We start from the raw sequence: 13619 nt of genomic DNA, 5'->3' as shown, positions 1-13619 counted from the left end.
ACGTGCCGGCCTCGATGACATCCACACTGCCGGAGAACACCAAGATTGCACCAAGGAGCCACCAACGTCCGGCCAACGGCCCAACGCCCCAATGGCCCGACGGCCCGAACGGATCGGCTCAGCCCTGGTTGAGCGCCCGGACCAGGTCCTGAACGCCGTCCTCCCCCCGGTGTTCGATCAGCATCGCGACCCAGCGGGCCAACTCGGTGCGGTCCGCCGCGAACCAGGTGGCGGCGGACGGGTGCTCGTCCACCACCAGCGCCATCGCCAGCCGCAGCAGCTCGGGCGGCGCGTTCGGGTGCGAGTGCTCGGCGGGCAGGTCCGGCAGGTCGGGCAGGGCGATCCGCCGGGCGGTGGCGATCACCTCGGCTGCCGCGCCCTGCGGGACCGGCAGCGCGGGCGGCCCCGGCCGGCTGTCCGGCGACACCTCCAGCCAGGACGCGATGAGCTGGCGCGCTCTCGCGGACGAATCGTCCGGTGACATCGGTGCCTCTCTCCCCACTGTCCCGTGGCGGGACTTCCGCCCGGCTGCGGGCCTGACCCTGTCGACCTGTCGACCTATCGACCTGTCATGGCATCCGGTAAGGAGTGCCACCCAGGAGTGACGGTAGCGGGTGGTCGTCGGGTTCAGCAGGCTGACCAGCCATATTCGAATGAACCGGCAAGGCCCGCAGGCCCGTTCTCCCTGAGTGGACGGGGGTGCTGGACGTACCGGAAGGCGGAGGGCACGTGACGGTTCATTTCGACGGCTTCGCGCGGTCGGCGGGCCCGGGCAGTACCCCCGGCAACGGCGGCCCCGGCGCCATGGGCTCGGCCATGGGCGCGCTGCGGCCCGGGCCGGACCAGGGACCGGACGCCGCGCCCGACTACACCCCCGCCAGCTGGCCCGAGCCGGTGCCGCTGCCCGCCCGGCCGGCGCTGAACCCGCTGGGCACCGTGCTCATCCCGCCCGCCGAACGGACTGTGCCGACGGCCCGGCCGGGAGAAATCCCGGGGGCTCCGGCCGGATCGGGCCCGGCGCCGCTGCCGGCACCCGGGTCGCCGGCGGCCCAGCCCGTCCCGCCCGCCGATCCCACGCTCGGACGGGCCGCCGCGCTGGAGCTGTCCACCGAGCGGCTGCTGCGCCGGGCCGGCTCGCGCGGCCCCCGCTCGCTGCGGCTGCCGTTCACCGGTGGCGGGCAGGAGGAGCGGCAGCGGCTGGAGCGGATCCGCACCCCGCTGTTCGGCTGCCACCGGATCGCGGTGCTCGGCCGGTCGGCGCAGGCCGGGCGGAGCGCCGTCACCCTGGCCCTGGGCACCCTGCTGGCCACGCACCGGCCCGACCGGGTGATCGCCCTCGACCTCGCCGCGCCGCACCCGGCCGGCGACCCGGCGGGCGACCCGTCGGCGGTGCCGCTGGGCGCCCGGGTGCGGCGGGAGCACCCGCACACGCTGGGCGACCTGCTGGCGGCGCTCCCCGCACTGACCAGCTACCCGGAGCTGCGCCGGTTCAGCTCGCGCGCCGCCAGCGGCCTCGAGGTGCTGGCCGAACTGCCGGGTGTGCCGGGTGGCTTGGACGAGTACGGCTACCGGCAGGTGATGGCGACGCTGAGCAGCCAGTACCCGGTGATCATCGGCGAGGCCGGCGCGGCGGCGGACGGCGTGCGCGGGGCGGCGGTCGAACTCGCCGACCAGTTGGTGATCTGCACCAGCGCCTCGGTGGCCGGCGCGGCGCAGACCGACCAGTTGCTGGACGAGTTGATCGCGCAGGGCCAGGCGGAGCTGCTCCGCACCGCGATCACCGTGATCCGGACCGCCACGGCGAGCGGGTCCGATCGCCCGCTGTCCGCCCCCGAGTTGGCCGCTCACTTCGGCGCCCGCTGCCGGTCCGTCGTGCTGCTCCCCGCCGACGGCCACCTCACCTCGGCCGACGAGCTGGACCCGGCCCGGCTGCGCCCCAAGGCCCGCCAGGCCTGCCTGGAACTGGCCGCCCTGGTCGGCGAGTCGATGGCCGGGCACCCCCAACTGCTGCCCGTCCCCTGGGGCCCGGCCGGCCGGTAGGGTCTCCGAGTCGGCGCCCCCGGCCGCCGGCCGGGGGCGTTTGCGCGAGCTACTCCGGCTCCCCGTCCGCACCGGTCTGCGGCGGGCGCCAGCCGCGAGCGCGGCCCCGGGGGACGACCACCGCGCCCAGCGCGACCAGCGCGACCACGCCCAGCGCGCCCAGCGCCACGCCCCCGGCCTGGCGGGGTGCGGCGGAGGCCGGCCGGGCGGGCGGCACGGCGAGCGGGGAGGGGGACGCGGCGGGGGCGGCGGACGGTGTGGACTGCGGCTGGGGCAGCACAGTGGTGACGGCCGCGACCGGGTCCACCGAGCCGTAGCCGACCTGCGGGTCGGGCACCGCGCCCCCCGACCGGTAGGCGGTGGCCTCCAGTCGGCCGATCAGCTGACTCTCCGTCAACTTCGGCTGGTAGCCGAGCACCAGAGCGGCCGAGCCCGCCACGAAGGCGGTGGCGAAGCTGGGCCCGGCCCCCGTGTAGTAGCCGCCGCCGCTCGGCCCGACGCCCATCACCGCGTCGCCGGGGGCGGCCAGGTCGACCCGGCCGCCCACCGCCGACCCCCCGCTCTGCGCCAGCGTGCCGCCCGGGCCCAGGTCGCGCACCGAGAGGACCTCGGGATAGGCCGCCGGAAAGACCGGCGCGGGTGCTGCCGAGGCGCCGCCGGCCTGCGCCCCGGGCACCGGGTCCGGCGCCGCCGGAGCGATGACCAGCGCACCCTTGCCGACCGCCTCGTGCACCGCCGCCGCCAGCGCGTCACTGCCGGCCGGGACGGTCACCCCCACGTCGATCACCCGCGCGCCCTGGTCGGCGGCGGCCCGGATGCCCTGGGCGAGCAGGTCGGCGGTGCTGGCGCCGGTGTTGTCGGTGACGCCCACCGCGAGGATCCGGGCACCCGGCGCGATACCGGCGAAGCCCACGCCGGGGCGCTGGCCGGCGGCGATCAGCGCGGCCAGGAAGCTGCCGTGCCCGACGCAGTCCTGCGCCGGGTCGCCGCCGCCGGACAGCTTGGCGGCGCGGTCGAGCCGGCCGGACAGCAGCCCGGTGCCGTCGGCCACCCCCGAGCCGAGCACCGCGACGGTGACCCCCGCGCCCTGGGTCAGCGGCCAGACCTGGTCGGGCCGCAGGAAGGTCTGCGGCCAGGGGGTGAGCCGGTTGTCCTTGGTCGAGGCGGTCAGGCAGGCCGGCTGCTGCCCGTTCGCGCTGGCGAGCACCTGGGTGACCCCGGGCAGGGTGTCCCCCGGCGCCGGCGACGCGGAGCCGGACGGCGCGGCCGAACCGGACGTCGGAGCCGCACCGGAGAGCGTGGCGGACCCGCCGCCCGACCCGTCGGCCCACGCCGCACCCGCCGCCACCGGCAGCAGCAGACCGCCGACCAGCAGCGCGACCGTGCCCGCCGTCGCCGCCGAGCCCGGCGTCCCGACCCGCCGGCGCCGCGAACCCCTCACGCCAGGCTGCCGATCCGCTGCACCGGGAGGTCCTGCGGCAGCAGCGCGCTCAGCTCCGCCAGGTCCGCCACGTCCAGCTTGGCCAGTCGGCCGGCCTGCCGGGTGATCATCGACTCCAGGGTCTGCCGGGCGAACCGGCCGTTGCCGAAGGTCCGGTCGCGCGACACCGAGGCGAACAGCTCGCCGAGCGCCACGATGGTCTCCGGCGTGCAGTGGTAGCCGGCCGACTCGGCCTGCTTGCGCACGATGGTGACCAGTTCCTCGTCCGCGTAGTGCGCGAAGGTGATCTCCCGGGAGAACCGGGAGGCCAGGCCCGGGTTGGAGGCCAGGAAGCCGGCCATCTCCTCCTGGTAGCCGGCCACGATCACCACCACCTCGTCCCGGTGGTCCTCCATCAGCTTCATCAGGGTGTCCACCGCCTCCTGGCCGAAGTCGCTGCCACTGCCGTTGCGGGGGGTCAGGGTGTAGGCCTCGTCGATGAACAGCACGCCGCCACGGGCCCGTTCGAAGGCGTCCCGGGTCAACTGGGCGGTGTGGCCGATGTAGCGGCCGACCAGGTCGGCGCGGGCCGTCTCGATCAGCTGGCCGGTCGGCAACACACCCAGTTCGGCGAGCAGTTGGCCGTAGAGCCGGGCCACCGTGGTCTTACCGGTACCGGGCGGGCCGGCGAAGACCACGTGATGGCTGATCTGCGGGGCGGGCAGCCCGGCCTCGACCCGGCGGCGGGTCTGCAGGGTGAGGTTGACCAGGTCCTCGACCTGCTCCTTGGCCTCGGTCAGGCCGACCATGTCGCGCAACTGCTCCAGCAGACCGGGCGCTTCGGGCTCCTCGACGCCGGCCGCGGCGCGGGCCAGCGAAGCCGCCGCCTGCTCGTCGACGTCCTCGGGGAGCAGCAGGGCGAGTTCGGCGTTGTTGAAGCTCTCCAGCAGCGCGAGCCGGGAGGCCTGCCGGTCCACCATCTCCTCGAAGACCTTGCGGGCGGCCCGGCCGTTGCCGAAGTCGGCTCCCCTGGGCATCTGTTCGAAGTGCACGGCGAGCACCTCCATGGTGCCCTCGGCGAGTTCGTAGCCGTGCCCGACCGCCGCCCGCTCCACGATGGTGGCCAGTTCCTCCACGCTGTAGTTCTCGAACTCGACGGTGCGGCTGAACCGGGAGGCCAGGCCCGGGTTGGAGGCCAGGAACTCGCGGATCTCCGCCTCGTATCCGGCCACGATCACCACCAGGTCCTCGCGGTGGTCCTCCATCAGCTTGACCAGGGTGTCGATCGCCTCCCGCCCGAAGTCCGGTCCGGTGCCACCGGAGCCGGCCGACAGGGTGTAGGCCTCGTCGATGAAGAGCACCCCGCCGAACGCCTCCTTGACCACCTCGGTGGTCTTCAGCGCGGTGCCACCGATGATCGAGGCGACCAGGTCGGCGCGGGCCACCTCGACCAGGTGGCCGCTGCGCAGCACGCCCAGCTCCGCCAGGATCGCGCCGTAGAGCCGGGCCACCGTGGTCTTACCGGTACCGGGCGGGCCCGCGAAGACCAGGTGCCGGCTCATCGGCAGGGCCGGCATGCCGGCCTGCTCGCGGCGCTTGGCCAGCTTGTTGAGGTTGACCAGGGTGGCGACCTGCTCCTTGACCGCCTCCAGCCCGATCAGCGTCTGCAGCACGGCCTGCGGGCCCTGCTCCTCGGGCCCCGGCTGGACCGGCTGGGCGCCCGGTTCCGCGTCGTCCTGCTCGGTGCCGTCCTCGGCGGTGGCCGGCGCGGCGGTGGCGGTGCCGTAGGCGTCCGTCGAGCGGTTGTCCCGGCTCTCCAGGTTCTCCACCGAGAGCCGCTCGCTCGGCTCGCTCTGCCGCAGCCCCGAGCCCTGGTTCTCGGCGACCAGGCAGTCGTTGAGCCGCACCGGCTCGGCGGACTCCACCCGGGCGCCGTCCACCGTGTTGTCGATCAGCTGGCAGTCCGTCAGGGTCGCCCGGGAGCCGGCCAGCAGGTGCAGCCCGTGCCGCCGGTTGGAGCGCAGCCTGGACCTGGTCGCGGTCAGCTCGCCGCCGCGCTCCACGCTGACCCCGTCGAAGCCGTTCTCCGCGCTCTCGCAGTCGCGCAGCGTGGCGATGCCCTCCGCGCCGATCGAGATCCCGGCGGCGACGCTGGAGCGCACCGTGCAGCCGCCGAGGTAGGTGTTGCCGCCGTCGTGGATCCGCACGCCCGCCTGGCCGGCGTCCAGCACGGTGGCGCCCTCCAGCCGCCCGCGCCCGTCGTGCAGCACCTCGACGCCGTTGCCGGCCGCGGCGGTCACCGTGATCCGGCGCAGCAGCGGGTTGGCGCCCTCGCGGATCACCACCCCCGCGCCCGAAGCGTCGTACACCTCCAGGCGGTCGAACTCGGCACTGCTCTCGCCGGTCAGCTCCACGCCGTCCGTGCCGCTGTCGCGCACCACCACGCGCACCAGCGTGGGACCGGACGACTCGCCGACGTGGATGCCCACCTCGGCGGCGGAGACCACCTCGCAGTTCTCGAAGGTGCCCCGGGAACGCCCGCCGATGTGCAGGCCGTGGCCCTGGGTGCGCACCGCGCGGCAGCCGCGCAGCACCGGGTCGGTGCCGCCGGCCAGCACGATCCCGTGCCCGCGCACCCCGGTGACGGTGCATTCCTCCAGCTCGACCCGGGAGTTGGAGGAGATGTAGACGCCGAGCGCGCTGTCCCGGATCTCGGTGCGCAGCAGGCGGGTGGTGCTGTTCTCCTCCAGCGCCACGGCCGGCTTGTCGGTGGCCGAGATCTCGCAGTCCTCGATCACCCCGCGGGCCTCGCCGTTGGCGCAGACGCCGTTGCCGCGCGCGTCACGCAGCACGCAGCGCCGCACCGTGGGGTTGGCCCGCTCGCCGATCACCAGGGCGGAGGTGCCCAGGTGTTCGATCACGCTGTCCTCGATCACGCTGGTACCGCTGGAGGTCTCCACCAGCCCGGCGCCGGCCGCGTTGATCACCCGGCAGCCGCGCATCGCCAGCACGCCCTGCTGGCGGGTCAGCACCGCCGTCCACGAGTTGCCGACCACCTCGCAGTCCTGCATCGCCAGTTGGCCGCGCGGCACGTCCACCGTCGGCAGGTCGTCGTCCTGGCCGTGCAGCACCAGGCCGTTCAACTGCACCGCCTCCGCCACCACTTGGACCACCGCTCCGCGCCTGGGGCTGATCCGCACGCTGCCGCGCACGTCCTCGGCGGTGATGGTGACCATCTTGGTGATCACCAGGTTCTCCTCGTAGCGGCCGGGGCGCACCGAGATCACCGCACCGCTGCGGGCGGCCTGCAGGGCTTCACCGATCGTGCGGTAGGAGCCGGACTCCCGCTGCTCCGCGCAGACCGTCAGCACCGGGCGCGACATGGCCAGGGGTTCCCTTCGTTCGGGGTGGTGTTCTCGGGTGGTGATGGGGGTGGAGCTGGGGAGGTGGTCAGGACGTGCAGGTGGCCTTGATGGCGTCGGCGGCGTGGTGCGCGTAGGTCTTGGCGGTGTCGGTCCAGTCGATGCCCCGGTCGTGCAGCGTCACGTAGATCATGCCGTTGTAGGGGAAGCTGCCCTCGTCCACCCACTGGCCCTGGCTGGCGGTCTGGTTGATCGAGAACGAGCCGATGCTGCCGGCGCCGTTGTTGACCGTGTAGAACGACGGGTTGCCGCCGACCTTCATGATGTCGCCGCTGGCCGGGATGTAGACGGCCAGGTCGCAGCTCTTGACGGAGCCGACCTGGAAGGTCCAGACGGCGTCGTTGCCGTAGTCCCCGTGCGAGCCCGACATCGGCATCGAGTTGTACTGGCCGTTGCAGCCGTTTCCGCTCCAGCCACCGGAGTTGGTCGTCCAGCCGGACTGGCCCTGGGTGTACCAGTTGTCCGTCCGGTACTTGACGCCGCTGCCGCCGCAGAACGGGCCGGCCACCGCGACCACGGGGGCGGGCGCCGAGGGCGGGACCACCGGGCCGGGGCCCATCGGGGGCAGTTTGGGGTTGGGGCTGGCGGGCTGGGTCGGCTGCTGCGGGGCGGACTGCTGCTGGGGGGCGCCGCCACCGGTGCCGCCACCGCCGCTGGTACCGCCGCCACCACCGGTGCCGCCACCACCGCTCGAACCACCCGAGCCGCCCGAGCCGCCCGAGCCGCCCGAGCCGCCCGAGCCGCCCGAGCCGCCGCCGGGCTTCGACCCGCCGACCGACTTGGACTGCGGCTGCCCGGCGCTCCCGGTGCCGCCACCACCGCTCGAACCACCCGAGCCACCTGAGCCGCCGCCGGAGCCGTTCGCCGGCTGGCCCGAGGGGCTGGGCGAGCCCGAGTCGGTCGCCGCCACCGGAGCCGCGGCGCCGGCCGGCTGGCCGGGTGGGATCGGAGAGCCGCCGGTGTCGCCGTGCGAGTCGAAGCCGGGCACGAAGCCGTTGCCGCCGTTCGGGCCCTGCTGGCTGTAGCCGAGCGGGGCACCGCCCTGGGTCGGCCGGTGCGGCGGAGTGGGGCCGCCCAGCTGACTGATCACCAGCGGCACGCCGACCAGCACCAGACCCACCGCGACGGCCGCCGCGATCATCGGCTTGGAGACGCGACCCGGCCGCGCCTCGGCCTCGGCTGCGGAGTCGGGGGCGGCTTCGGACACGGCTTCGAGCTCGCCGAGTTCGGCGCTCGCGCCGACGACCGCGACCACCCCGGCCGCGGGCGGGCCGCCGGCCGACGCCGTCCCGGCACCGCCGAGGACGATGCGTCCGAGCACGCCGGTGGTGGCCTCGGCGGACCCGGGCTCGGGCTCGGGCTCAGGCTCGGGCTCGGCGGCCTGCGGCGCGGCGGCCGCGGGCTCGGCGGGCACCGCCGGCTCCGCGTGCGGCCGCTCGGGGGCGGCCTGCTCCGCCTCCGGCTCGCCCTCCTCCTCGAACGCCCAGCTCACCGCCGGCAGCCGGTACCCGGAACCGGCCTGCTCACCCGCGCCGCTCTCTTCCTTGCCCACCATCGTCCCCTGCCCCTCGACAACGCTCCTGCCCGGAGTGACGGACGGCAGGGCGGCCAGGGTTCAGCCCCGCTGCTAGCCGATGTTCCAGACCGGGTCGCCCGCCGGCTCCGGCGGCGTCAGGACGAAGTCGACCGCCCGCTCCAGCACCTCGGCGCTCGGCTCGACCCGGGGCGCCTCCAGACGCGTGCGGACGTGCGCGAGCAGGCCCGACTCGGGGGCCAGCCCGTACTCGTCGAGGTAGTACGTGATGGTGTCGGTCCAGATCCACTCCCCGTCGGTGCGGAAGCCCATCGGCACCACCCCGCGCCGCTCCGGCGAGAGCACGTCGTCCATCAGCATCGGGGTCAGCAGCACCGCCGCCGCCGACCGCAGGTAGTCGGCGACGGCCGCCCGCTCGGACCCGTCCGCCAGCCGCAGGTGGTCCTCGCGGAACCCCGGCCCGGTCACCGGATCCACCATGTCGAACACCGCCGCGAGCCGGAACCCGCTGTGCACCGTCTCGTTCATCCGCTCGCTCCTCGCACGTCACCGCCCGCCTTCACCTGGTCCGACGGGCGGCGACCACCCCCGGGTTCACCGGCCGGGCGCCGGGGCCGGGCGCGCCCCGGAGCGGTCGGCTCCGCCTGCCAAGCCGTCTACTCCTCAGCACCGCTGTCGGTACTGGGATTCAGCGCGCTCAAGATGTCGTCGACGGTGAGGTGGTGGAACGCGGGCGCCAGTTGCTCCTCCTGGTGCGCGGGGTCCCCGTGCCCCTCGTACTCCCCGGCTGAGCCGTCGTCGCCACTGCTGCTGTCGTCGCTGTCGCTGTGCCACCCGCTGTTGTCCGGCTCGCGCGTCGGGGACTGCGGATCGGCGGTGTCCGGAACGGTGCCACGCGTGTCCGAAGAAGCGTCGACGGGCGGCGCGAACTCACGATGCGGCCGCCACTGCCCCGCCATGACCGGCTGCTCCGCCGGACGCGCCCGCTCGGAGGCCTCATACGCCGCCACGACGCCGTGCAACGTACCCGACACACCGACCGGAACGACCAGCCCCCCGGAATGATCCGGCGCCGGCGCAGCCCGGAACCCACCCACCGGGACGGGGCGCGGGGTCCCGACGACCTCGAGGTAGGGCACCCTGGGGTTGGTGCGGGCGCTGACGGCCACCCGCGTGGACGTGGTGTCCTGGAGCGCACCGTTGTGCCCGTACACCGCGGAGGCAAGAGGCTCAACGCCCGAACCGAAGTAGGACACCCGCGCGGTGGCGTGCGACGGCAGTTCGACGTCGGTCCGGTCGTGGACGCTGATGTCGACGCTCTCCGGCATCAGGAGCTCGCCGCGCTCGTTGAAGAGCGTCAGTGCCGTGGTGACCGAGCGCAGGGGCTCGCCGTGCTGGTCGTAGATCGTGAAGGTGGTCTGAGCCGTCGGGTGGAAGGGCTGGCCCTGGGTGGTCCAGAGCGTGGCCAGCGCGGAAGGCGGAACCGCCATGTCGACCCCGACGCGTTCCGTCCGCAGGGGCCTGCCGTTGCTGCTGTACAGCTCGGACGGTCCTGCCGCGTGGCTGTAGAGCGAGAGCGAGCTGGCGGCCGGCTCGTTGCGATTGCCGACGCGCTTGTACAGCGTGGTCGTGGTACTGACCAACTGCAGGGGGCGGCCCAGGTGGTCGAGGAGCACGGGGGTGCTGTTCTCCCCCGGCACGCTGGTGGCCGCCAGCAGCGTCCTTCTGGTCCTGGCCTCTTGCGCGTGCTCCAGCGTCTCCGTGCGGAACTTCGTCCGCGCGTCCTCGGCTGTCGGCATGCCGAGGGCGACGAGTGGGATCGGCCTGTCCTCGTCATCGAACGCTGGCCTTTGGTAGACGTAGGACTCGGTGGTGCAGACGACCGCCTTCCTGGAGGGGTACCCGTTGACGGTGTCCACTGACTGTTCGATGTACCGCAGGCGCAGATTGTGCATCGCCTCGCCGTAGGACTCGCCGATCCGGTCCGAGGCCGAGACGTCCACGCCCATGGACTCCAACCACTGTGCCGTGGTCACCGGCCCTGCGGGATGCAGCGACGGATCGAGGACCATCTCCTTGGTCTGCCCCTCGTCCCCGTCCGGCACGTGGACGACCACCGCGACGTGGTGCGTCCATGCGAGCTCGCGGGGCTGCCCCGGAAGTGCGCCAAGGGCGTTGCCGGACTTCACCTTGAGCAGCGGGAACCCGAACGGGCCGTAGGCCATGACGTGGGTGACCCAGATCTTCTTGTTCGCGACGCCCTGGTTGTGCAGGTGCGCGGACATCTGGTCCGCCCGGTTGTAACAGCCGTTCTCGGCGAAGTCGAACGGGATCGTCCACTGCGCCGGGTGCAGGGTGCCGATGGTGTCCCTGGTGAGCTCAGTGAACCTGCGGTCCGCGATCTGCCGGAACAGCTCCTCGGCTCGTTCCGTTGTCACGGGCGGCAGCGGGTCCCGGTCGTGCGAGGAGTCCGCCGGAAGCTGCTGGTGGCCGACCGGCATGTCCTGCGGGACCTCGTGCGGCGGCTGCGATCCGTCGGCGTCGTGCGGGCCGAAGGCCGTCGCCACGGCGTCGGGGCCGAGGTTCAGGTGCTCCGTGGCGACGGGAGGCTCCGCCCGGGACCCCTCCTGATCGTGGCCCGCCAGCTGCGGCTCACCGCCGTGCGCGGGGAGCGTGATGTGCTGCCAGCCCCCTGCCCCTGAGAGCCGCGGCCGACCGCTCGCATCGAAGCTGACGCTCTCGGCCACCAGCAGGTGGCCCTGGTGGCCCTCCGCCGGGTTCTGCGGCCTGGCCACCCAGACCGATCCGGTCGGCGCGTACGCCTCGAACGTCTCACCGGGGCGCCGCTTCTGCAGTTCCTTCAGCACATCGACGGCGTAGGAGTTCATTCGCCCGCGGCCCATACCGCAGACCACGAACCGCAACGGCCGTCCGTCCCAACCCTCCTGGTCGCGCAGGGTGAGCAGGGACTCGGCGAACTCGCCCGGAAGCTGCGGTCGCCCGTGCCAGGTCGGCGCGCCGTTGGTGGTCGTGGCGTGGTAGGCGACGGTGACGAACGCCGGGTCGATCGGGATGTGCCGGATCGCGTCCTCGGTGGCGTGTCGAGCGGCCGCGTCCATCGACGGGTCGCTCAGCCAGTGGACGCCGAAGTCCCGGTGGTTCGCCCGCATGGTCTCGGCCATGTGCGCGGAAGCGGGGGCGCCGCCGGGGTTGTCCGAGCTGAACGACACGGAGCGGTCCTCGGCCACCCGGATCTCCCGGGTGTCCGCCTTCGGGACCTCCAGCTCGACCCGCACCAGGCCGCGCTCGGTCCGCTCCCGGTCGCCCTCCTTGAAGGTCATCTCGACCTGCGCGTGGCCGGTGTAACGGGCCATCTTGGTCGGGACCTTGGCGTTGGCCACGATCTTGCCGCCGGTGCCCGCGCTCGGTCCCTCGCGCAGGCGGCGGGACAGGCCGACGCTGCCCAGCACGGTGGCCTCGTCGCCCTCGTGCAGGTCGAGCTGCGCCCCGCCCTGCAACTGCGCGCCCAACTGCCGCATGTCCAGCCGGATGTGCTGACCGCCGCTGGTGCTCTCGTTCGCCGGGCTCAGCGCGGCGCTGTCGTTGTCGCCCGTGTACTCCAGGCGAACGACCTTGATCGAGGCGTTGACACTCACGTCGTCGACCAGTCGGCGGTGGCCCGAGGACGGTGTCCCGATCTGCCGGCGGACGGCCGGTTCCTGACCGGTGGCCCCGTCGGCGGAGTCGGGCCGGTCGACGGCCGGGTCGTGGGCCGAGTCGTGGGCCGGGTCGTGGGCCCGGGTGACCGGGCCGAACTGGGAGGAGAGCAGCGCGTGGCTGTGCGACCTGCGGGCGAGCCCCTCGATCCGGTCCCAGGCCGACCCGCCGAAGAAGTCCGACCCGAAGGACCTCAGCAGGTCCTGCACGCCCGAGGAATCGTCGAGCCAGCGCAGCACGTCGATGTTCCGCAGGCCGTCGGTGAAGACCGACTCCGGCGGCACCCGCACCACCTTCGGGGCGGGCGGCTCGGCCTGGTGGTCCTGCTGCCGGGTGTGGACCGCCGGATCGGTGATCCGGCGGTTCTCGGTGAGCACGTCGATGCCGAGCTCGGCCGTGACGAGCGAACGCCGGTAGTAGCCGAGCCGCACGACCCCGTCGACGGCCGTGTCCTTCACCCAGGCGGCGCTGTCGGAGACCGTCTGGCGCACCCGGTCCAAAGCGCTCCGCGGCGGCCGCGGCGTGCTCGGCCCGTCCTGCGCGGCGGCCTGGTCGCGCCCGGCCTGGTCGCGGCTGGCCAGGGAGCGTCGCGCCCAGGCGGGCGGCACCTGGTCGGCGTCGAGCACCTTGACCAGCGGACTGCGTTCCAGCCGCACCTTCAGCCGCACGGTGCCGTCCAGCGCGGTGGCGAGCTGCTTGGCCTTGACGGCCATGCCGGTGGCCCCGGAGGAGCTCTGCTGCTCCAGGTGGTCCGCCCCCCAGGCGCCGGTCACGCTGCCGCCGACGCTGGCGATCCCCAGCGGGTCGCCGCTGGCGAGCGCGCCGACGGTGACCGAGTTGGCCTTCCCGCCACCGGTGTTGGTCCCACCGTCGGAACTGGTCAACGAGGTCTGGGCGCTGGTACCGAGGTTGAACTCGACCTCCGGGGCCGAGTCCACCTCCCGCAGCCTCGTCAGGTCCGCCGAGATCCAGGCCTTGGCACCACGGTGCCGCACCAGGATCTCGTGGCCCGCCATCATCGGCTTGACCAGCGCGTGCAGCCGCTCGAAGTCCAGCGCCTCGGTCAGCTTCTGCGCCATCCCCGACCAGTCGGACCCGAGCGCCTTGCGTCCCTGCGGCGCCAACTGGTCGACGACCGCGTGCACCTCGCGCTGCCCCTGCGGCACCTCGGTGCGCGCGAAGACCCTGGCGACGACGTCGGAGGAGCCCAGCCGGTGGTCCAGCCGGCCGGCGAGGTCCACGCCGCCCTGGTCGTCCGCCGCATTGCCACTGCGCAGCAGATCCCGGTGCGGCACCGCGACCACGGTGGTCACCTCGACCGGCTCGACCCCGGTGTGCGGGGCCTTCGGCGAGAGGAGCCGGCTGCGCGTGCCGGGCTGGAAGGTGATGTCGAACGTCGCCTTACCCTCGAACAGGTCGGCCGGCTCGACGCTCTTGCCGCGGCTCCCGGTGCCGCCGACCCGGTCGACGCTCAGACCCCGCACCG

7 protein-coding genes (1 of these 7 running past the window's edge) are annotated in these 13619 nt (G+C 73.9%); 1 reads left to right on the top strand and 6 read right to left on the bottom strand.

What is annotated here, in order from left to right:
• Positions 1-118 precede the first annotated feature (118 nt).
• The gene (locus OG403_RS28570; RefSeq protein WP_329569270.1) at positions 119-484 is read right to left on the bottom strand and encodes a hypothetical protein; all 366 of its coding nucleotides are present in this window, start codon (positions 482-484) and stop codon (positions 119-121) included.
• A gap of 245 nt (positions 485-729) precedes the next feature.
• Between OG403_RS28570 and OG403_RS28565 the strand changes: the two genes are divergently transcribed.
• Positions 730-2040: a MinD/ParA family ATP-binding protein gene (locus tag OG403_RS28565; RefSeq protein ID WP_329569269.1), complete on the top strand. Its 1311-nt coding sequence runs from the start codon at positions 730-732 to the stop codon at positions 2038-2040.
• Positions 2041-2089: 49 nt separating this feature from the next.
• Here OG403_RS28565 and OG403_RS28560 read toward each other — a convergent pair whose 3' ends face one another.
• From OG403_RS28560 to OG403_RS28540, 5 genes are all read right to left on the bottom strand, one after another.
• Positions 2090-3481, bottom strand: a complete 1392-nt coding sequence (locus OG403_RS28560) for a S8 family serine peptidase (RefSeq protein ID WP_329569268.1) — start codon at positions 3479-3481, stop codon at positions 2090-2092.
• Positions 3478-6843, bottom strand: a complete 3366-nt coding sequence (locus OG403_RS28555) for a right-handed parallel beta-helix repeat-containing protein (protein WP_329569267.1) — start codon at positions 6841-6843, stop codon at positions 3478-3480. The genes OG403_RS28560 and OG403_RS28555 overlap by 4 nt, the downstream gene beginning before the upstream one ends.
• Before the next feature lie 67 nt (positions 6844-6910).
• Entirely contained in the window at positions 6911-8437 is a 1527-nt protein-coding gene (locus OG403_RS28550) for a hypothetical protein (RefSeq protein WP_329569265.1), read from the bottom strand.
• Between the two features lie 72 nt (positions 8438-8509).
• On the bottom strand, positions 8510-8944 hold the full coding sequence (locus OG403_RS28545) for a hypothetical protein (RefSeq protein WP_329569263.1): 435 nt from the start codon (positions 8942-8944) through the stop codon (positions 8510-8512).
• Positions 8945-9072: 128 nt separating this feature from the next.
• Positions 9073-13619 carry the end of an ADP-ribosyltransferase gene (locus tag OG403_RS28540; protein ID WP_329569261.1) on the bottom strand. The gene runs 24340 nt beyond the window's last position, so only the last 4547 of its 28887 coding nucleotides appear in the window; the start codon falls outside the window, past its right edge; its stop codon occupies positions 9073-9075.

Origin of the sequence: Kitasatospora sp. NBC_01266 (genome assembly GCF_036242395.1) — a bacterium.
GTDB lineage: Bacteria > Actinomycetota > Actinomycetes > Streptomycetales > Streptomycetaceae > Kitasatospora.
The sequence above is the reverse complement of the archived record's forward strand: the minus strand, read 5'-3'. Positions and strand labels throughout refer to the sequence as shown.